Origin of the sequence: Kitasatospora sp. NPDC051170 (assembly GCF_044455705.1) — a bacterium.
In the GTDB taxonomy this organism is placed as follows: Bacteria; Actinomycetota; Actinomycetes; order Streptomycetales; family Streptomycetaceae; genus Kitasatospora.
On sequence record NZ_JBITFA010000015.1, the window covers coordinates 174331 to 194184 of the forward strand.

Below are 19854 nucleotides of genomic sequence, written 5' to 3' on the forward strand. Positions count from 1 at the left end.
GCCGGCCCTCACCACCCCTCGAAGGGCACGTACCCCGGCAGGTACGGCCCCGCGTACCCGGCCCGGTCGACGAGCGTGTGCCTGGTCCCGCCCGGCACCCCGATGGTGGCCAGCACCACCGTGCCGAAGGCGTCCCGCGCCTCGTACGGCTCGGCGAGGGAGAGCGCGCCCCGGTCCACCGCGTAGTCGTAGGCGTAGTGGACGTCCGGCACGCCCACCGCGAGGTCCAGCACGCCGTCCCCGTGCCGGGCCAGGAATCCGGCCAGCTCCCGCCCGCGCGGGCCGATCACCTGCACCAGGGAGGTGAGGACGATCCGGGTGCCCGGCGCGGCCAGCACGTACGAGACCGTCTCGGGCTCGCCGGTCTCGGGCCCGGCGTAGGCGACGCAGCGCAGCCCGAGCGCGGCGCGGTAGCGACGGGCGGCCCGCTCCGCGTCGCCGACCACGAACACCACCGCGTCGGCGCGGCCCGCCGGGAACACCTCACCGTCCCCGAAAGCGGCGTCCCCGAAAGCGGCGGCCCCGAAGGCCGAGCTCCCGAGAACGGCATCCCCGAAGGCGGCTCCCGGGACGGCCAGGCGCAGGGGTTCGGCGGCGGTGTCGGTCATGACGGCCCTCCCGGTCGACGTACGAACCGCCCCGGCGGCCGGATCAGGGGCCTGCACGGGGTCGTGGCTGGAGGGTGGCGCCGGGTCGACCGGCACGCAACTGTTCCGTTTCATCCTGGTCAAGCTGCGCGCCCGGACGGGACAATCGGCCGCACCGCTGTACAGAATGCCCATCGCGAAGCGCCCCCAGGACGGAGCCACGATGCCCCCCGCCAACGCCCCGAGCCCGCCCGGCCCGGCCAACTCCCCCGCCCCGCAGGCGCCTTCACCCGTCCAGGGCGGCGGCACCAACGACGCGATCGACGCCTTGGACGGCCGGCTGATCCGGCTGCTGACCGAGGAGCCCCGCATCGGCGTGCTGGAGTGCTCGCGCCGCCTCCAGGTCGCCCGGGGCACCGTGCAGGCGCGGCTGGACCGGCTGCAGGCCAAGGGCGTCATCGGCGGGTTCGGCCCGGAGGTCGACCCGGCGGCGCTCGGGTACCCGGTGACGGCCTTCGCCACCCTGGAGATCTCCCAGGGTCAGGGCGCGGACGTCCGGGCGCACCTGGCGCGGGTGCCGGAGGTGCTGGAGCTGCACACCATCACCGGGGCCGGGGACATGATGGTGCGGATCGTGGCCCGCTCCAACGCCGACCTCCAGCGGGTGATCGACCGGGTGGTGGGCTTCGACGGGATCGTCCGTTCCGCCACGGCGATCGCGCTGGAGAACCCGGTGCCGTACCGCATCCTGCCGCTCGTGGACCAGGCAGCCGCCGAGTAGGACGGTCCCCCGGACGGACCCGGCTGCGCGGCAGGCTCGGCGACGACCTCGCCTCGGCGGCCTTCGGATTCCGAGACCCAAGGTGACCCGGGGTGACCCGGGGTGACCCGGAGCGACTGAGCCCCGGAACCGTCAGCAGCTGGGCACGTTCCCGCCGCTCCTCAGCGCCTGCAGCGCGGCGATCGACTCGCCGAGCGTGCCCACCGGCACCAGCCGCAGCGTCCTGGGCGTGTTGACCTTGGCGTCCGTGCACTCGTCCTTGGGCAGCAGGAACACCGTGGCCCCGTCCCGGGCGGCCGCCTGCGTCTTGAGCGGGACGCCGCCCACCGCGCCGACCTTGCCGTCCTTCTCGATGGTGCCGGTGCCCGCGACCTTGAGCCCGCCGGTGAGGTCGCCGCCCTTGCCGTCCCCGGCGAGCTTGTCGACGATGCCCAGTGCCAGCATCTGCCCGGCGCTCGGGCCGCCGACGTCCCCGAGGTCGACCTTGACCTTCACCTGCGCCGGGGACAGGTGGAGGTAGTCGAGCGCGGCCGCGGTGGCGCTGTCCTGCGAGTCCGCCATCTGCTGGGCCGTCACCTCCTCGGCCTTGGCCGGGTCGCCCTGCGGGTAGACGGTCTCGGTCGGACGCACCGCCTCCTTGGGGTCGAACCACGCCTGGAGCGCGCGCCAGAAGGTCGTCTTCTCCCCCGGGTTGGTGGCCGAGATGGTGACCATCCGCAGCTCGCCCTCGGTGGCGCGCACCGGCGCCCCGGTGATGGTGATCACCGGCCGGTCCTGGTAGCTGCCCAGGGTGTCCGCGGTCAGCCCCGGCCAGGTGAGCGTGTAGGGCAGCGGGACGAAGGCGGCGACACCGAACAGCGCGGTCACCAGCACCCCGCACAGCGCGAGGGTGCGGGTGCGCGGGGAGGTCAGGGCCTTGAGTGGCTTGGTCTCGGACACAAAGGGAATCCAAACACACCCGGGAGACTCAGCGGGCCCTACCTCAGGGCGTCCGCGACCTCGGTGGCCGCCTCCACCACCCGGGGGCCGACCCGTTCGGGGACCATGCCGCTGAGCATCACCACGCCGACGCTGCCCTCGATGCCGCTGAGCCCGACGAGGGCGGCGGCCGCGCCGCTCGCGCCGGACTGCTCCTCCGCGCGGGTGATGACGAAGCCCTGTTCGGGCCGCCGCTGGCTGGGGAAGCCCCGGGCCTCCAGGATCGCCCGGCCGGCGGCGCTCTCGGTGAGCGGATGGCGCAGCCCGGTGCGGTAGGCGACGTGGAAGTCCGTCCAGCTGGGCTCGACGACGGCGACGGCCAGCGCCTCGTTGCCGTCCACCAGGGTGAGGTGGGCGGTGGCGCCGAGGTCCTCCGCGAGGCTGCGCAGGGCGGGCAGCGCGGCCTCGCGCAGCAGCGGGTGGACCCGGTGGGCGAGGCGCAGCACGCCGAGGCCGACGCGGGCGCGTCCGCCGATGTCCCGGCGGACGAGGCCGTGCTGTTCGAGGGTGGCGAGCAGCCGGTAGACCACGGTGCGGTTGACGGCCAGCCGGGCGGCGAGCTCGGTGACGGTCAGTCCGCGCTCGGAGTCGGCGAGGAGTTTGAGGACCCTGACACCACGGTCCAGGGTCTGGGAGGTCTCGGCAGTCACGACGGGCGTTCCTTTCCCGCGGCGCTCGCAATGCGGGCGGCTCCGGTCCAGAGGTCGGTGTCGCGCGCAGGCGGGGTGGCCGCGCTCGGGCCGTACGGTGTCGTCCTTGACGCCCGTGCGGCCCTGCGGTGCCCGTCCCGCGGGGGTCGCCCGGCGGAAGAGCGTGGGGGAAAGGTAGTGAAGGAAATGTCGGGACGGAAGTGGTTGTCCAAAATTCGGGCGTGATCGTCACCAACGCCGTCGGGAAATCCGGACGAACCGCCTCAGACCACCCGGCCGATCGGCACACGGGTTCGGACCCGATCCGAAAACCGGACACATCGGGTCAGAGGGAGTCGCTCACCAGAGGTTGCGCACGAGGGCCCACGCCACGGCCGTGCCGAGCACCGCCGCCGTGCCGCGCCGCCCGAGCGGCGGGCTCCAGCTGCGCCCGGCGAGCCCCTCGCGCAGCCAGGTCAGGTACATCAGGGCGACCAGCGGGAGCGAGAGCAGCAGCAGCGCGTTGTCGTGGAAGGCCGCCGCGAGGTCGCCGTGCAGGAGGTCGTACGTCATCCGGGTGCCGCCGCAGCCGGGGCACTGCAGGCCCGTGACCCGCCGGAAGGGGCAGAACGGCAGCGCCTGCCCGGGCAGGTGGGGGTCGCGCGTCCACAGGTACGCCGACCCGGCCAGTCCGCCGAGGAGAGCGGCGAGCGGGAGGCCCGCGGTCCGCAGGCGCGCGGGCACGGCGAAGCCGCCCCGGCCGGAACCGGGGCGGCGCGCCGTGCTGGGGGTGTCGCGCAAGGTCAGCCGCGCAGCAGACGACCCTGGGCGTCCGTGCGGTCGTTGCTGACCAGGAACATGATGCCGTCGATCAGGGCCCAGATGCCGAAGCCGCCGCAGGTCAGGAGCTGGGCGACACCCATGCCGATGTGGCCGGTGTAGAAACGGCCGATGCCGAACCCGCCGAGGAACAGCTGCAGGATGCCCGCAACGATCTTCGACTTGTCCGAGTACTCGGGCTGGCCCGGGTAGTACGGCTGACCCGGGTACGGCTGGCCGGGCTGAGGGGGGTACGACACGTTCGCTGCGCTCCTTGAGTGACAGATCCGGCGCGGCGGACGGCCGCTGCCGGGTGGTGAGGCACGCGAAACATTAGCGACTCATCACACCGGTTGTCTTCATGAGTCCCTCACGTATACCGGAATGTCATATCGCACTACGGTTTTCCGAATTGCCCCCACCGGTCCGTCCCCGACCCGTCCTCAGCCCGTCCGCACCCGCCCCGCCCCCCGAAATCGCCCTGGCGGACCGTTACTTCGCGGCCCATTCCCGAATGCGGGCGATCCGCGCCTTCAACTGGTTCGCCGTCGCCTGCGCGGTGAGCGGCCCGCCGCACTCGCGGCGCAGCTCGTTGTGGATGGTGCCGTGCGGCTGGCTGGTGCGGTGGTGCCAGGCGGCCACCAGCGCGTTCAGCTCCTTGCGCAGCTCGCGCATCTCTTGGTGGGTGACGACCGGCCGCTGCTCGGCCGGCATCTCCAGGAGGTCGGCCTCCTCGGCGGGCTTGGTCCTGCTGCGCTGGATCTGCCGGTGCTGACGCTTCTGCAGCAGCATCTGCACCTGGTCGGGTTCGAGCAGGCCCGGGATGCCGAGGTAGTCCTCCTCCTCCTCGCTTCCCGGATGGGCCTGCATGCCGAATTCCATGGCGTTGTACAGCACGCGGTCGAAGACGGCGTCGGAGCCTAGCGCCTCGTACGAGAACTCCTCGCCGCCGGCGCCGTCGGGCCCGTCGTTGGCCTTCTCGGCCTCGGCGAGCAGCCGGTCCTCCTCGTCGAAGAGGCCGTCGCCCTCCTTCTTGGGCCGGTCCAGCACGTGGTCGCGCTGGACCTCCATCTCGTTGGCGAAGCCGAGCAGCATCGGGATGGTCGGCAGGAACACCGAGGCGGTCTCGCCGCGCTTGCGGGCGCGCACGAAGCGGCCCACGGCCTGGGCGAAGAACAGCGGGGTGGAGATCGAGGTGGCGTACACGCCGACGGCCAGCCGGGGCACGTCGACGCCCTCGGACACCATGCGGACGGCGACCATCCAGCGCGAGGTGCCCTCCGAGAACTCGGAGATCCGCTTCGACGCCTCGGCCTCGTCGGAGAGGACGATGGTGACCTTCTCGCCGCTGATCTCGCGCAGCATCTTGGCGTAGGCGCGGGCCACGTTCTGGTCGGTGGCGATCACCAGGCCCCCCGCGTCGGGGATGGCCTTGCGGACCTCGGTGAGGCGCCGGTCGGCGGCCTGGAGCACGGCGGGGATCCACTCGCCCTGCGGGGAGAGCGCGGTGCGCCACGCCTGGGCGATGAGGTCCTTGGTCATCGGCTCGCCGAGCCGGGCCTCCAGCTCGTCACCGGCCTTGGTGCGCCAGCGCATGTTGCCGCTGTAGCTGAGGAAGATCACCGGGCGGACGACGTGGTCGGCGAGCGCGTGCCCGTAGCCGTAGGTGTAGTCGGCGACGGACTTGCGGATGCCGTCGCTGCCCGCGTCGTACGCGACGAACGGGATCGGGTTGGTGTCCGAGCGGAACGGCGTCCCGGTCAGCGCGAGGCGGCGGGTGGCGGGCTCGAAGGCCTCGAAGCAGGCTTCGCCCCAGGACTTGGAGTCACCGGCGTGGTGGATCTCGTCCATGATCACGAGGGTCTTGCGGGCCTCGGTCCGGTTGCGGTGCAGCATCGGGTTGACCCCGACGCCCGCGTAGGTGACCACGATGCCGTGGTACTCCCGGGAGAGCGGCCCGGAGGAGTACGCCGGGTCCAGCTTGATCCCTATCCGGGCGGCGGCCTCGGCCCACTGCTTCTTGAGGTGCTCGGTCGGGGCGACGACGGTGATCTGCTGCACGAGGTGGTTGTGCAGCAGGTACGAGGCCAGGGTGAGCGCGAAGGTGGTCTTGCCTGCGCCGGGGGTCGCGACCGCGAGGAAGTCGCGCGGCTGGGTCTCGATGTACCTGTCCAGCGCGCCCTGCTGCCAGGCCCGCAGCTTGCCCGCGGTGCCCCAGGGGGCGCGGCCGGGGAAGGCCGGCGACAGGTGGTGCGAGGAGGCGGGGGCGGCATGGCCCACCGGCCGGACGGGCGCCTGCGAGTCAGGCGCGTCGGAGAACAGCGGCATCGAGGAGGCGGCGGCGGTAGACACGGGCTCCGAGGGGGATCATCGCAGGTCAGAGGCGTTTTCGAGGCCCCGCCCCGCGGTCGGTCGGCGGTCGGACAACCCGCCCAGCCTACCGGGCCGCCGTCGAACGGGCCTCCAGGCGGTGGCCCGCGCCGGGCCGGGGCGGCCGGAAATCTGTGTGACGCGGATCACAGTGAATCACCCCGTGAACCGGGTAATCGCATCCCTCCACGGTGCTCTCACCAGTGCGGGGCCGCCCCACCCCTCTGCCCTCACGGCCCCGCGGCAGAACGAAGGGATCCACCCGTGCACAACTCCGTCGAAGAGACCGCCCAGGCCCGCCTGATCCTCTCCCCGCAGCGCTCCGCCCGGCTCCACGTCCTGCTGACCTACCTCCCGGAGGACCCGCTGGCCGTCCGGATGGCCTTCCCCGCCGAGTTCTCCCTGGACGGCGACGCCACCGGCGGCCCCGGGGCCGAGGACATCGTCTGGGTCTTCGCCCGCCAGCTGCTCGCCTCCGGCCTGGAGCTGCCCTCCGGCGCCGGCGACGTCCACGTCCGCCCGGCGGTCGGCCGCCGCACCCTGGTCGAGCTGCGGGCCCCGGAGGGCACGGCGCTGATCCAGTTCGACACCACCGACCTGCGGCGCTTCCTGTGGCGCAGCCGCCTGCTCGTCCCCGAGGGCGAGGAGCACCTGCACCTGGACGCCGACCGCGCGCTCGCCGAACTGCTCGGCTGACGGCGGTCCGGCGTCCGGGAGCGCCCGCACGCGCTCCCGGCCGTCCCACCGCCTCGTCGTCCGCCCGGGTCCGGGGCCCGGGAGGATGCCCGGGAGGATGCCCGAGGGGATGGGAGAGCGCTCAGCCCCTCAGTCCCCTCAGCCCCTTCAGCCCCCTCAGCCCGACAGCCGCCGCATCAGCCGCACGCCCTGCGCGGCCGTCAGGTGCGGCAGGTACGCCTTGCCGATCGCCCTGGTGATCGCGGGCAGCGCCGCCGGGTCGGAGTAGCACATGTACATGGGCCGGTACTCCGGCTGGAACTTCGCCTTGAACGCCAGCAGCGACCGGAAGCCGTACACCGGCTCCAGCACCCCGCCCATCCAGTCCAGCATCCGCTCCAGCCCGCTGGGCTCCTCGTCCTGCCCGGAGCGCGCCAGCGGCGCGCCGGAGAGCGACAGGAAGCGGGCGCCCTCCTCCTTGAAGCCGAGCGCGGCCGAGGCGATCAGGAACTCGCTGACCCCGCGGAAGCCCTCCGAGCGCCGGCGCATGAAGTCCAGCGTCCAGCCGACCGGCACGCCGTCCTCGTAGACCGGCATCCAGCTGGTCAGCCCGTGCACCGTCCGCTGCGCGTCCACCGCGACCAGCACCCGCACGTCCGGGTCGTCCAGCTCCTCCAGGCCCCCGAGGGTGAAGCCCATCTCCGGCAGGCCCTTCTCGGAGACCCACTCCTCGGAGATCGCCCGGATCTGGTCCTTCAGGGCCAGCGGCGCCTCGTGGTACGACCACCACTCGGCGGTGATGCCCTGCTTGCCCGCCTTGTTGAGCGCGGTGCGGATGTCCTGCCACTTCTTGCCGGTGAAGGCCAGCTCGGGCAGGGGCACGACGGTGTCCTCGGCGACCTGCAGCGAGCGCCAGCCCAGCTGCCCGGTGGCCGACCTGGTCTGCGGGGAGACGCTGTAGAAGCACGGCGTCCAGCCCCGCGCGTCGCAGTACCGGGCGAAGCCCGCCACGGCGGCGGCCCGGTCCTCCGGGGCCCCGAACGGATCCCCGGTGGTCAGCGCCACGGTGCCCAGCAGCCGGTAGGCGACGGCCGAGCGGCCCTGCTCCTCGAACCAGTAGTGGTTGCCGTCCCAGGTGGTGATGAAGGACAGCGTGCCGCCGCCGTGCTCGGTGAGCAGCGCCCTGGCCCGGGCGGCCGCGTCCGCGTCGGTGTGCGGCACCGGCCGCCGGAAGGCGGTGAGCAGCGCGCCCAGCGCGACCACCCAGAACACCAGCCCGCAGTACGTCTCCAGGAACAGCGCCACCGGGCCGACGGCCACCGGGTAGTCCGGCAGCAGGTCGTTGTACGCGGGCGGCAGGAACTGCGCGGGCAGCCCGTTGACCAGCCCCCGCACCCCGGCCCCCGGCTCGAACTGGTCGGCCGCCAGCCGCCCGAGGCCCACGTACGCGGCGGCCGTGACCAGCGCCGCGCCGCCGACCAGCAGGCCGATCCGGCGCACCGCCCGGCCGGGCAGCCGCAGCGGGAAGCGCTGGCGGGTGGCCAGCAGCAGCGCGGTGGTCAGCAGCGGCAGCAGCATCGCCTCGACGAAGTACTGCATCAGGTCCAGGTCCACCGGCCCGGCGTCCAGGTACAGCCAGCCCAGCAGCGCCACCCAGAGCAGCTCGGTGGCGACGGTGATCCGCCAGGCGAACCGCAGCCCCCGGCGCAGCCCCTCGGCGAGCACCAGCAGCAGCGCCGGGAACAGCGCGGCCATCAGCCGGCCCGGGGTGTCGAAGATCCGCTCGACGGCGTGGGCGCGGGCGCAGTCGTGCGCCGACACGGCGCAGAAGTCGGCGACCTCCTCCGGGCTGAGCCGGTGGGAGAAGTACAGCTCGGAGAAGGTGTTGAACGGCCCGCTGGCGTTGTCGTACAGCGAGGCGATCAGCGGCCCGAACGCGGCGGCGACCAGGCAGAGCGCGACCAGCACCCTGGTCTCGGTGTGCGAGGAGCGGTGGCTGCGCAGGTACGGGCGCCCGCGGCCGATCAGCGCGCCCACGCCCAGCCCGGCCAGGGCCGCGGCGCACCGCTGGACGCTCTGCAGGTGGCCCACGTACAGCGTCATGACCAGGGGCACGAGCAGCACCATCAGGTGCAGCCGGCGCCGCCACAGCACGGTGAGCCGGTAGCCGAGCACCCCGGCCAGGGCGAACAGGCCCACGCCGGGGCCGATCGAGGTCTGGTCGGCGACGGAGACGGTCCACTGCTCACCGGCCAGCGAGCCGGCCTTGATCAGCCCCGTCCCGGCGAGGGTGCCGGCGACCTGCCCGCCGACCAGCACCGCCAGGGTGCGCAGCCGTCCGAGCCGCTGCTCGGCGGCCGGGCCGACCAGGAGCAGCAGCAGGCTGGTGAACACGTAGCTGCCGAGGCCGGAGCACCACAGCAGCGAGGTCAGCGGCGTCCACCAGCGCCCCTCGGCGAGGGTGGGCAGGCCGACGCCGGTCTGGGCGAGCACCCGGGCGGACGGGCCGTGGGCGAGGCTGCCGGTGGCGGCGCCGATCGTCCACAGCCCGACCAGCAGGGCCATCGTGAGCGGCGCGGCGCGCAGCCGGGCGCCGAGGGCCCGCGGGGCACGGCGCAGCCGCTGGCCGCGCGAGCCGGGCGTCCCGGTGACGGGGGCCGGGTCGGGCGCCCGTTCCGTCCGGGGGGCGCGCTGTTCGACGGCGAGCGCCGTCGCGGTCCCGCTCACCGGATCAGTCCCGTCTGCCGGGCCAGCCAGGGCAGCTGGTCGGCGACGGCCGGACGGAAGACCATCCAGCCGTGGCCGCCCGGCGCCGTCGCGAACGTGGCCTTCATCCCTGCCCCCTGAACGGCCTTGTAGACCTTCTCCTGCTGCGGCCGGAAGATCCCGTCACCGTCGCCCACGACGACGGCGATCGCGGTGTCGGGGAACTGGCGGCGGGCCATCACCTGGAGCGGGTCGACGGCGTCGAACTTCGCCGCGTCACCGCCGAAGGCGGCCTTGACGGTCTCGGCGCGGGTGCCGAGCGTCGGTTCCTCCTGCCCGGAGATGTCCAGCACGGTGCCGTACACCTCGGGGGCGTTGACGCCCAGCTGCAGCGCGCAGGTTCCCCCCATGGAGGCGCCGCCGATCGCCCAGGACTTGCGGCCGGTGGCGGTCTGCAGGTGCTTCTGGGCCCAGTCGGGCACGTCCTCGGCGAGGTAGGTCTGCATCTTGGCGATCTTCGAGTCCATGCAGAGCGAGTTGTTCCAGGTGGCGCCGAGCTGGTCCGGCATCACCACGATCGGGGCGAGGCCCCCGTGCTTGGCGGCGAAGGCGTCCATCAGCTCGTCGATCTGGCCCTGGTGCACCCACTCGTCCGGCGCGCCGGGCTGGCCGGTGATCAGCACCAGGACGGGCAGCAGCGGGCGCGGGCTGGCCTGGTAGGCGGGCGGCAGGTAGACGTACGCGTTGCGGCCCTGGAACCCGGACTTGGGGCCGGGTATGCGCGCCTGGGAGACGGTGCCCTTGGCGGGCAGGCCGGGCGGGGGCGTCCACACCTCCTCCAGCACCTTGTCCGGCGGGGCGGTCGCGGTCTCGGCGGCCTTGGTGGTGGACAGCATCGCGGTCCTGTCGAGCCAGGGCGCGAGCATGATGCGGCCGTTCGGGTACATGTCGAAGCCGATGTTGACCTCGGAGGCGGCCATCAGCAGCACCACCGAGCCGAGGCCCAGGCCGAGCGCCCGGCGCGGCCAGGTGCTGCGGCGCATCCGGTAGGCGACCAGGCACAGGCCCAGCAGGGCGGTGGCGACCCACCAGGTGACGTACCGGGGCGTGCCCTCGGGGAAGGGGTGCCACCAGTCGTCCACCAGGTAGCCGAGCAGCAGGCTGAGCCCGGCGGCGGTGACCAGCGCGGCGGGCAGGCCGAAGCGCCACCAGGAGCGGTCGCGGCGCAGCGCGAGCAGGATGAGCGCCGCCCAGCCGGCGGCCTGGACGGCCTGCGGGATCGGGCCGTGGGTGAGCGGCCAGTCGAGCGGGTTCCAGCGGGAGGCGAGCGTCAGCGTGGTCATGCGGCTTTGCCCGGCGGCTTGGTGTCGGCCAGGAAGCCGTAGGCGACGACGTTGCCCTCGTAGCCGTGCTCCGCGCTGTACGCGCCGCCGCAGGTGATGACCCGCAGCTGTGCGTCGGCGGCCTGGCGGTAGACCCGCTCGTCCGGGAAGTCCTTTCGGTCGTGCACTTCGATGGCGTACAGCTGGTACACGGCGGTGGCGCCGTCGGCCCGGGCGATCTCGATCCGGTCTCCCCGGTGGAGCGCGCCCAGGTGGTAGAAGACGGCCGGACCCGACGTGTTGTCGACGTGCCCGGCCAGGATCGCGGTGCCCCGCTGGCCGGGGCTGGCGCCGCCCCGGTACCAGCCCGCGAGGTTGCGGTCCGCGGCCGGCGGGGCCTGGAGGTGGCCGTCCGCGTCGAGGCCCAGCGCGGTGACCGGGGCATCCAGCCGTACGGACGGGATGCGGACGCGGGTCGGGGCGGACGGGCCCAGCGGCGGGACGATCGAGACCGGGGCGATGCCGGACTGCGCCTGACCCGCGCCCGGGGCGGGCGGCAGGGTGAGGGCGCCGCCGCCGTTCAGCATCCAGGCGCCGAACACCAGGGCCGTGCCCGCGGCCAGGGCGCCCGGCCAGGGACTCCTGCTCTGGACGCCCATGGGCGCTCCCCTCTGTCGGACTGTCGACCTGTCGACCCCGTCGGAACCGGAAACCCGGATTCCTGGGAATTTCCTGAGAACCCATTCAATCGGATCGAACCGTAAGCCACGTCGGCACGACGGTCACATCGACACCCGCCGATCGGCAGGGCTCGCGCCCCGACGACAGCTCCGCGCGCCCGGACGACCACGGAGAGCGACCTCCCGGCCCGGCTTCTCCCGGCGCGGCGACCGGCCCGGTACGTGCTTCGACGAATGCTCCGCGCGTTCGGTTGCGTCAATCGAGCGATCGCTCACGACCACTCGCCGAGCCGCGACGGGCGCCACCACCCGCGTGCCATGCTGACCCGGTCACGGGTTCTATCACCCCACTTGTCCGACCGGACTTTCGCACGCCTGCACGCATGCCGAACGCCTCATGAACGGAGTGACCATGGACGCTCTCTCGCGCCGCACCCTGCTGGCCGCCGGCGCGGCGACGGCCGCCACCCTGGCGGCCGGTTGCGGGGGCAAGGGAGGCGGCGGCGGGGAGCACGCGGCCGGGACGGCGAGCAACGCCCCCGGTCCGAACCCCTCCTCCACCGAGCAGACCGCCACCCCGGCGCCGGCGCCCCAGCCGAAGGTCGTGCTGATCGGCGACGGCTCCACCTCCGACACCGGCACCCAGCCGCACCAGCCCGTCCCCGAGAGGCTGCAGCCCGGCCAGCGGCCGCCGCAGTTCGTGGTCTTCTCCTGGGACGGCGCCGGCGAGCTCGACAACGGCCTGTTCGCCCGCTTCCGCAAGCTGGCGCAGGACCACGACGCCCGGATGACGTTCTTCCTCAGCGGCCTCTACCTGCTGCCCGAGTCCAAGAAGGACCTCTACCGGCCGCCGCAGCACAAGGCCGGCGCCTCCGACATCGGCTACCTGAGCGACCAGCACATCCGCGACACCCTGCAGAACGTCCACGCGGCCTGGCTGGAGGGCCACGAGATCGGCACCCACTTCAACGGCCACTTCTGCGGCTCCACGGGCGTCGGCAGGTGGTCCCCCGAGGAGTGGGACAGCGAGATCCAGCAGGCCATGGACTTCGTGACCAACTGGCGCACCAACACCGGCTTCACCGACCTGCCCCCGCTGCCCTTCGACTACTCCAAGGAGCTGATCGGCAGCCGCACCCCCTGCCTGGAGGGCCAGCGCAACCTGCTGCCCACCGCCGTCAAGCGCGGCTGGCGCTACGACAGCAGCGGCAACGGCACCCAGGTCTGGCCGCAGAAGATCCAGGGCGGCGCCCTGTGGGACCTCCCGCTGCAGTCCATCCCCTTCCCCGGGCACACCTTCCAGGTGCTGTCGATGGACTACAACATCATGTACAACCAGTGCGGCCCCAACACCAAGGCCGACCCGGCGCTCCGCCCGGGCTTCCAGACCCAGGCCCGGGACTCCTACCTGATGGGCTTCGAGCGCACCTACAACAGCAACCGGGCGCCGTACGTGATCGGCAACCACTTCGAGGAGTGGAACGGCGGCATCTACATGAACGCCGTCGAGGAGGCCCTCAAGCAGATCGCGGGCAAGCCCGAGGTCCGGCTGGTCTCCTTCCGCCAGCTGGTGGACTGGCTGGACGCCCAGGACCCGGCGGTGCTGCGCAAACTGCAGACCCTGGCCCCGGGGCAGTCCCCGGCGGGCGGCTGGGAGTCCTTCCTCGGCACCCCGGCGACCGCCGCCGCCTCGGCCTCGGCAGGCTAGGCCCGGGTGCGGATCCGGCCGGCGAGGAGCGCCCCGACGAACGCGACCCCGGCCATCGTCAGCAGGATCACCGCGAAGGCGCCGGCCGAGCCGGTGCCTTCGGCGCTCCCGTGGGCCACGGCCATCGAGCCGCCGCCGAGCGCCGCGAACATCACCCCGGCCAGGCCCGTCAGCAGCACGTTGCCCAGCGCGTCGCTCATCTGCAGCGCGGCCGAGTTCGCCCCGGCGTCCTCCGGCGCGGACAGCCTCATCATCAGCACGCTGACGGAGGAGACCGTCAGCCCCATCCCGATGCCGCCCACGCCCCAGGCCAGCGCCGCCACCCAGGCCGGCACCGCCGGGACGAGCACCAGCGCGGCGCCCGCGATCGCCACCGTGCTCAGCACGAAGCCGCCGCGGATCATCACCGCCCGGTGGCGCTCGGCCCCGGGGCGCCCCTGGAGCCAGGAGCCCAGCGCCCAGGAGAGCCCGCCGCTGGTCAGGGTGAGCCCGGCCAGCGTCGGCGACAGGCCGCGCTGGGTGACCATCATCAGCGGGATGAACGCCTCGGCCGCGAAGAACGCCCCGGCGGCCACCCCGCGCAGCAGGATCACCGTCGGCAGCCCCCGCCCGGAGCGCAGGGTGCCCTTCGGCAGCAACCCCAGGACGGCCGGGGCCAGCAGCGCCACCCCGGCCGCGCCGGGTATCAGGCCGACCGGGTCGAGCCGCTGGCCGGCGTACTGGAGCAGACCGGCGCCCACCGCGGCCATCGCCGCCAGCAGGGTGCGCCGCCGGTCGAAGTCCGCGCCCCGCGGCACCGGGTGCTCACGCTCGGAGCGGGCGAGTGCCGGGCCCATGACGGCCAGCGGCAGCAGGATCAGCGCCGGAACGGCCAGGAACACCCAGCGCCAGCCCAGGTGCTGGGTGACGGCCCCGGCGACCAGCGGCCCGACGATCGAGGGCAGCACCCAGGCCGAGGAGAAGGCGGCGAAGACGGCCGGCCGCAGCCGCTCCGGGTAGGCCCGGCCGACGACCACGTACAGGGCGACGATCACCAGCCCGCCGCCCAGCCCCTGGATCGCCCGCCCGGCCACGAACACCCACATGCCGGGCGCCGTCCCGGCCACCACCAGGCCCGCCCCGAACACCGCGATGCCCGCGAACAGCGGCTGCAGCGGCCCGCGCCGGTCGCACCACTGGCCGGAGACGACCAGGGCGAACAGCGTGGTGGTGAAGTAGCCGGAGAAGGCGAAGGCGTACAGCTCGAGGCCGTCCAGCTGCCGGGCGGCGACCGGCATGGCGGTGTTGACGGCGGTCGCCTCGAAGGCGATCACCAGGACCACCGAGACGATCCCCAGGGTCAGCGCCCGGTAGCGCCCGCCGAGCACCCCTCCCCCGGAGTCGGAGTCGGAGTCGGAGTCGGTTCCGGTGGGCGGGGAGGCGGCGTCGACCGAGGTGGGGGAGGCTGTGGTCATACGTAACATCGTAAGTGCCGTCTGCGTCGTTGACCCCTGACGGAAGTCGCGGACCTCCTCGGCCCCGGGACGTAGGACCGACCGCCGGTACCGCCGTCGGGTCAGTGCAGCACCTTGAGGCCCACCACGCCGGAGACGATCAGCAGCAGGCAGCCGATCCGGGCCGCCGTCACCGCGTCCCCCAGCACGGCCATGCCGTACAGCGCGGTGCCGACCGCGCCGATGCCGACCCACACCGCGTACCCGGTGCCGATCGGGATGGTGCGCATCGCGTACGCCAGCCCGCCCATGCTGAACAGCAGGGCGACGCCGAAGACGACGCTGGGGACGAGACGGGAGAAGCCCTTGGACGATTCCAGGGCCACCGCCCACACGGTCTCCAGAAGACCGGAGACGATCAGAACGAGCCAGGCCATGACGGCCACCTCCGCAGTTCACAGCGGCCGGGTCGCCGCTGAACTGCGCCGTCTTGTCGTCACCGGGTACGACGCGCTCGTCCGGGGTGGCGGGAAAACAGCCACCGGTTTCCGACCGTAGCACACGCCGCCGTGCACATCGCCATACAGAATTTACAGTGCGGCGTTGACCCTCTTCCGGGATTCCGCCATTCTGAATTCACTGGCCGTGTGCCCGAGTGGTTTAGGGAACCGTCTGCAAAGCGGTGCACGCGGGTTCGATTCCCGCCATGGCCTCGAGGAACGGAATTGCCGGTCGGCCCGAAAAGGCGCCGCCCGGCAATTCCGCGTTTCCCGTTCTTCCCGTTCTTCCCGTACGCTCCGGCCCGCCCGCCCCTCAGGCCGAGACGGCGTCCTCCGGCCGGATCGGCAGCCGGCCGACCGGCAGCCCGGTGGCGGCGCGGACGGCGGCGGCCACGGCCGCCGGGGCGACCACGGCGGGGACGGCGCTGACGGCCTTGGCGCCGAAGGTGGCCACCACGTCCCGCTCCTCCAGCAGCGCGGCGATCCGCACGTCCGGGGTGTCCAGCGAGGTGGGCAGCCGGTAACCGGTCAGCGAGGGGTTGAGCAGCACACCGCCCTCGGTGCGCAGGTCCTCCAGCAGGGCCAGGCCCACGCCCTGGGCCACGCCCGCCTCGATGCGGTCCTCGATCTGGCGCGGGTTCAGCGCCCGGCCGACGTCCTGGGCGACGGTCATCTCGACCACCCGGACGGCGCCCAGCTCGATGTCCACGTCCACCACCGCGCGCATCGCGCAGAAGGAGATGGAGACGAAGGCGTCGCCGTGCCCGTCATCGTCCAGCGGCTCGGTCGGGTGCGGGCGGCACTGCGCGGTGGCCCACAGCTCCTTGCCCTCCAGTGCCTCGGCGACCGGCATGCCGAGCACCCCGTCGTAGGAGGTGATCTTGCCGTCGGCGATCTGGAGCAGTTCGGCGGACATCCCGAAGTTGGCCGCGATCGGCTGGAGCAGCTGGTGGCGCACCATCAGCGCGGCCCGCTCGACCGCGCCGCCGGAGACCCAGGTGTGCCGGCCCCGGGCGGAGGGCCCGGCGACGGACTGGTCGCTGTCGGCCGGGGCGAGGTAGACCTCGCTGACGCCCAGCACGGTCTGCACGATCTGCCGGGCCAGCGTGGCGAAGCCCTGACCGGCGTCCACGGCCGCGCAGATCACGGTGGCGTGGTCCCCGCTGACCCGCACGGTGGCGGTGGACACCTCGTCCTCGCCCTCGGCGCCCAGCATGTGCACCATGCCGACGGCGTAGCCGATCCCGCGCCGCACCGCCGACGGGTCCCCGGCGCCGCCGGGCCCGCCCGGCAGCAGCCACTCGGCGTCCGGGTCGTCCACCGGCAGGGCCGGCAGCGGCTCGGCGGCCACCGCGTCCAGCAGTGCCCGCACCGGCGCCGGGCAGGTGACGGCCTGTCCGGTGGGCAGCGGGTCGCCGGTGGCCATCGCGTTGCGCCGGCGGATCTCCACCGGGTCCACGCCCACCCGGGCGGCCAGCTGGTCCAGCTGCGACTCGTACGCGAAGCACGCCTGCAGCGCGCCCTCGCCGCGCATCCGCCCGGCCGGAGGGTTGTTGGTGCGCACCGCCCAGGCGTCCACGAAGACGTTGGGGCAGTTGTACGGCCCGACGGAGAAGGCCGTCGCGGCGGCCAGTGCCTCGGCGGAGACGTCCGCGTAGGCGCCGCCGTCCAGCAGGATCTGCGCCTCGACCTTCACCAGGACGCCCTCGGCGTCGGCGTGGTGGCGGTAGCGCAGCAGCGCGGGGTGGCGCGAGGTGTGGGTGTGGAAGGACTCCTCGCGGGTGAGGGTCATCTTCACCGGGCGGCCGGTGCGCAGGGCCAGCAGCGCCAGGGTGACCTGGAAGGAGAGATCCTCGCGGTCGGTGGTGGCGCCGGGCACGCCGGTGGCGACCAGCCGGACGCGGTCCGGCTCCAGGCCGAGGCAGGTGGCGGTGCGGTCGCGGTCGCCGTGCGGGTCGGTGGAGGACAGGTGCAGTTCCACGCCGCCGTCCGGGCGCGGCACGGCGAGCCCGGCCTCGGCGCCGAGCGGGGCCGGGTCCTGACGGCCCACCTGGTACAGGCCCTCGACGACGACCTCCCCGGCGGCCTCCGGGTCCCCGGTGCGCAGCGGCAGGTGGCGGAAGAGGTTGCCGTCCGGGTGCAGCGGCGGGGCGGTGAACGCCTGCTCGGGGTCGGTGACGGCCTCCAGCGGCTCGTAGTCGACCGCGATCAGACCGACCGCCAGCCGGGCGGTGTCCGGGTGGTCCGCGGCGACGGCCGCGACGGGCTCGCCGTGGTGGCGCACCACGCCGACGGCCAGCACCGGCCGGTCGGCGACGATCGGGCCGGACGGCGCGCCGTCGGGGCTGCCGTCGGGGCCGGGCGGCAGGTCCGCGCCGGTGACGACGGCGTGCACGCCGGGCAGGGCGAGCGCGGCCGAGGTGTCGATGCCCCGGATGCGCGCGTGCGGGTGCGGGGAGCGCAGCACGGCGCCCCAGAGCAGGCCCTCGGCCCAGAGGTCGGCCGCGTACGGGTAGATGCCGAGCGCCTTGGGCAGGGCGTCGGTGCGCAGCGGGGAGCTGCCCAGGCCCGAAGCCTCCGGTGCGGCGCCGCCCGCGCCGCCGTCCTGCTGGAGTGCTGCGCCGATGTCGGTAGGCGACGTCATGATGCGTGGTCGTCCTCGGGGAGCCGGATGCCGTGGGCGGGGGTGGCGTGCGGGGGCACGGCCGTCGGGTCGTAGCCGGGCAGCGGGGTGCCGTGCGCGGGGGTGGGCTCGTAGACCGGGGCGTCGTACCCGGGGTCGTAGCCGGAGTCGTGGCCGGAGTCGTGGCCGCCGGCCTGCTGGTAACCCTCCGGGTAGCCGGCGGGCACGAAGGTGCCGTGGGCGGGGGTGGGCCGGTACGGCTGCTCGGGGTAGCCCTGGGCCGACCGGTAGACCTGGTCGTCGGCGGCCTGGGCGGGGATGCCGCCCTGGTGGGCCGTCAGGGCGGAGGTGTCGTACACGCCGGTGTCGTAGCCGTCGGCGGGGGCGGTGTACGGCGCGGCCTCGATCCAGGCGTCCGCGTCGGTGTAGACGGGCGCCTCGGCGGCGGGCTCGGGCTCGGGTGCGGGCTCGGCGGGGACGGAAGCCTCGGCGGCCGGCTCCTCCGCGGCGGCGGCCGGGACGTGAGCGGGAGCGGCGGCGGGTGCCGGGGACTCCTCGACGAGGGTGGCCGCCTCCACCGCCTCGGTCTCCAGGGCGCGGGCGTCGGCGACGGTCTGGACGGCGGCCAGGACGCCCCGGTAGCCGGTGCAGCGGCAGAGGTTGCCGCACAGGGCCTGGCGGGCCTCGACCTCGGTGGGCCGGTGGTTGCGCTGGAGCAGGTCGTGCACGGCCATCGCCATGCCGGGGGCGCAGTAGCCGCACTGGACGGCGCCGGAGGCGGCCAGGGCCTGCTGGACGTCACTGGCGCCGCCGGCGGCGGAGAGGCCCTCGACGGTGTTGATCTCGCAGTCGGCGGCCAGCGCGGCGGGCACCAGGCAGCCGGCGACCAGCTGGCCGTCCACCTGCACCGAGCAGGCGCCGCACTCGCCCTGCTCGCAGCCGTCCTTGGCGCCAGCCAGGCCGAGTCGCTCGCGCAGCACGTAGAGCAGGCTCTCGCCGATCCAGGCGTCGGTGACGGGCCGTTCGAAGCCGTTGACCCGCAGGGTGTACGAGGCGCAGGGGCGCAGTTCGCGGCTGACCTGCGGGGCGCCGAGGCCGAGCGGGTCGGCGTCGAGGATCTCGATGGGGTCCGTTGTCACTTCAGCGCCCTTCCCAGTGCCCGGCGGGCCAGCACCGCCACGGTACGCCGCAGCCGGACGGCCGCCGCGGTCGGCCCCTCGGTGACGGCCTCCCAGGCGCCCTCGGCCCCGTAGTCGGCGGGGACGCAGGCGGCGGCCACGTACTCGCCGAAGGCGCCGGTGGCGGCCGGGTCGATCTCCCGGCTGCCGTCCCAGTCGATGCAGCCGGCCACCCAGGCTTCGGCCTCCAGCGGGCGCAGCGGCACCGGGGCGACGGCTCCGACGGCGCAGCGCACGGCGCGGCGGGCGGGGTCGAGGACGAGGGCGACGGAGGCACCGGCGCGGGCGGGGCCGCTGCGGCCGGTGGCCTTGAGGAAGACCTGCGGGGCGTGCAGCAGGGGCACGCGCACCCAGGTGAGCAGTTCGCCGGGGCGCACCGGGTCGAGTCCGGTGAGCAGGTGGCTGACGGGCACCTCGCGGGTGCCGCCGGCGCGGGCGAGGGTGACGCTCGCCTCCAGGGCGGTGAGCACCGGCAGGGTGTCGCCGGCCGGGGCGGCGGTGACGATGTTGCCGCCGAGGGTGCCGACGTTGCGCACCTGGGGCGGGCCGGCGGTGCGGGCGGCGTCGGCGAGCGCGGGGATGAGCGCGGCGAAGTCGGGGCGGTCCATCCGGGCGTGGGTGAGTCCGGCGCCGAGGACGGCGGTGCCGCCGTCCTCGTAGCGCCAGCCGCGCAGTTCGGTGATGCGGCCGAGGCCGAGGAGGGAGGCGGGGCGCAGCCGTCCGGCGTTGACGGCCTCCATCAGGTCGGTGGCGCCGGCCACCGGCACCGCGCCCGGGGCGGTGGCCAGCGCGTCGACGGCCTCGTCGAGCGAGGCCGGCAGCATGATCGTCCGGTTCACCTGGGTCCCACCGTGCTCCACTTGCT

At 74.0% G+C, this 19854-nt stretch carries 17 protein-coding genes, 1 tRNA gene and 1 riboswitch; of the genes, 4 read left to right on the plus strand and 14 right to left on the minus strand.

What is annotated here, in order from left to right; all coding sequences use genetic code 11:
* Positions 1 to 8 precede the first annotated feature (8 nt).
* Complete coding sequence (locus ACIBCA_RS28580; RefSeq protein ID WP_396285888.1) at positions 9 to 608, minus strand: VOC family protein; 600 nt, start codon at positions 606 to 608, stop codon at positions 9 to 11.
* Between the two features lie 202 nt (positions 609 to 810).
* On the opposite strand from ACIBCA_RS28580, the gene ACIBCA_RS28585 reads away from it, so the two are divergent.
* A complete protein-coding gene (locus tag ACIBCA_RS28585; RefSeq protein ID WP_396285889.1) occupies positions 811 to 1368 on the plus strand; it encodes an Lrp/AsnC family transcriptional regulator in 558 nt (185 codons plus the stop codon).
* 132 nt (positions 1369 to 1500) lie between these two features.
* Here ACIBCA_RS28585 and ACIBCA_RS28590 read toward each other — a convergent pair whose 3' ends face one another.
* From ACIBCA_RS28590 to ACIBCA_RS28610, 5 genes are all read right to left on the minus strand, one after another.
* Positions 1501 to 2307, minus strand: coding sequence for a S16 family serine protease (locus ACIBCA_RS28590; RefSeq protein ID WP_396285890.1), 807 nt, complete (start codon positions 2305 to 2307; stop codon positions 1501 to 1503).
* Between the two features lie 38 nt (positions 2308 to 2345).
* The gene (locus ACIBCA_RS28595; protein ID WP_031070258.1) at positions 2346 to 2996 is read right to left on the minus strand and encodes an IclR family transcriptional regulator; all 651 of its coding nucleotides are present in this window, start codon (positions 2994 to 2996) and stop codon (positions 2346 to 2348) included.
* 339 nt (positions 2997 to 3335) lie between these two features.
* Positions 3336 to 3776 carry a DUF2752 domain-containing protein gene (locus ACIBCA_RS28600; RefSeq protein ID WP_396285891.1) on the minus strand — a complete coding sequence of 147 codons (441 nt, stop codon included), beginning with the start codon at positions 3774 to 3776 and terminating at the stop codon, positions 3336 to 3338.
* Between the two features lie 2 nt (positions 3777 to 3778).
* The gene (locus ACIBCA_RS28605; protein ID WP_031070254.1) at positions 3779 to 4054 is read right to left on the minus strand and encodes a TM2 domain-containing protein; all 276 of its coding nucleotides are present in this window, start codon (positions 4052 to 4054) and stop codon (positions 3779 to 3781) included.
* Positions 4055 to 4286: 232 nt separating this feature from the next.
* The gene (locus ACIBCA_RS28610; RefSeq protein ID WP_396285944.1) at positions 4287 to 6122 is read right to left on the minus strand and encodes a DEAD/DEAH box helicase; all 1836 of its coding nucleotides are present in this window, start codon (positions 6120 to 6122) and stop codon (positions 4287 to 4289) included.
* A gap of 306 nt (positions 6123 to 6428) precedes the next feature.
* Between ACIBCA_RS28610 and ACIBCA_RS28615 the strand changes: the two genes are divergently transcribed.
* Positions 6429 to 6860: an SsgA family sporulation/cell division regulator gene (locus tag ACIBCA_RS28615; protein WP_396285892.1), complete on the plus strand. Its 432-nt coding sequence runs from the start codon at positions 6429 to 6431 to the stop codon at positions 6858 to 6860.
* Positions 6861 to 7016: 156 nt separating this feature from the next.
* Here ACIBCA_RS28615 and ACIBCA_RS28620 read toward each other — a convergent pair whose 3' ends face one another.
* From ACIBCA_RS28620 to ACIBCA_RS28630, 3 genes are read right to left on the minus strand one after another with little or no spacing between them, the layout of a single operon-like run.
* Entirely contained in the window at positions 7017 to 9566 is a 2550-nt protein-coding gene (locus tag ACIBCA_RS28620; protein ID WP_396285893.1) for a rhomboid family intramembrane serine protease, read from the minus strand.
* On the minus strand, positions 9563 to 10888 hold the full coding sequence (locus tag ACIBCA_RS28625) for an alpha/beta hydrolase (protein ID WP_396285894.1): 1326 nt from the start codon (positions 10886 to 10888) through the stop codon (positions 9563 to 9565). The genes ACIBCA_RS28620 and ACIBCA_RS28625 overlap by 4 nt, the downstream gene beginning before the upstream one ends.
* Positions 10885 to 11526: a class F sortase gene (locus ACIBCA_RS28630; protein WP_396285895.1), complete on the minus strand. Its 642-nt coding sequence runs from the start codon at positions 11524 to 11526 to the stop codon at positions 10885 to 10887. The genes ACIBCA_RS28625 and ACIBCA_RS28630 overlap by 4 nt, the downstream gene beginning before the upstream one ends.
* 433 nt (positions 11527 to 11959) lie before the next feature.
* On the opposite strand from ACIBCA_RS28630, the gene ACIBCA_RS28635 reads away from it, so the two are divergent.
* On the plus strand, positions 11960 to 13255 hold the full coding sequence (locus tag ACIBCA_RS28635) for a hypothetical protein (protein ID WP_396285896.1): 1296 nt from the start codon (positions 11960 to 11962) through the stop codon (positions 13253 to 13255).
* On the opposite strand, the gene ACIBCA_RS28640 is transcribed toward ACIBCA_RS28635, so the two are convergent.
* Positions 13252 to 14709 (minus strand): MFS transporter, encoded by a 1458-nt coding sequence (locus ACIBCA_RS28640; protein ID WP_396285897.1) that lies wholly within the window; start codon positions 14707 to 14709, stop codon positions 13252 to 13254. The genes ACIBCA_RS28635 and ACIBCA_RS28640 overlap by 4 nt on opposite strands.
* 101 nt (positions 14710 to 14810) lie before the next feature.
* A complete protein-coding gene (locus tag ACIBCA_RS28645; RefSeq protein ID WP_396285898.1) occupies positions 14811 to 15125 on the minus strand; it encodes a DMT family transporter in 315 nt (104 codons plus the stop codon).
* A 42-nt stretch (positions 15126 to 15167) separates the two neighbouring features.
* Positions 15168 to 15233, minus strand: a riboswitch (guanidine-III (ykkC-III) riboswitch).
* 96 nt (positions 15234 to 15329) lie between these two features.
* On the opposite strand from ACIBCA_RS28645, the gene ACIBCA_RS28650 reads away from it, so the two are divergent.
* Positions 15330 to 15401: transfer RNA gene (locus ACIBCA_RS28650), tRNA-Cys, on the plus strand.
* Between the two features lie 100 nt (positions 15402 to 15501).
* On the opposite strand, the gene ACIBCA_RS28655 is transcribed toward ACIBCA_RS28650, so the two are convergent.
* From ACIBCA_RS28655 to ACIBCA_RS28665, 3 genes are read right to left on the minus strand one after another with little or no spacing between them, the layout of a single operon-like run.
* Positions 15502 to 17832, minus strand: a complete 2331-nt coding sequence (locus tag ACIBCA_RS28655; RefSeq protein WP_396285899.1) for a xanthine dehydrogenase family protein molybdopterin-binding subunit — start codon at positions 17830 to 17832, stop codon at positions 15502 to 15504.
* On the minus strand, positions 17829 to 18950 hold the full coding sequence (locus ACIBCA_RS28660) for a (2Fe-2S)-binding protein (RefSeq protein ID WP_396285900.1): 1122 nt from the start codon (positions 18948 to 18950) through the stop codon (positions 17829 to 17831). The genes ACIBCA_RS28655 and ACIBCA_RS28660 overlap by 4 nt, the downstream gene beginning before the upstream one ends.
* The gene (locus tag ACIBCA_RS28665; RefSeq protein WP_396285945.1) at positions 18947 to 19813 is read right to left on the minus strand and encodes an FAD binding domain-containing protein; all 867 of its coding nucleotides are present in this window, start codon (positions 19811 to 19813) and stop codon (positions 18947 to 18949) included. The genes ACIBCA_RS28660 and ACIBCA_RS28665 overlap by 4 nt, the downstream gene beginning before the upstream one ends.
* Between the last annotated feature and the right edge of the window lie 41 nt (positions 19814 to 19854).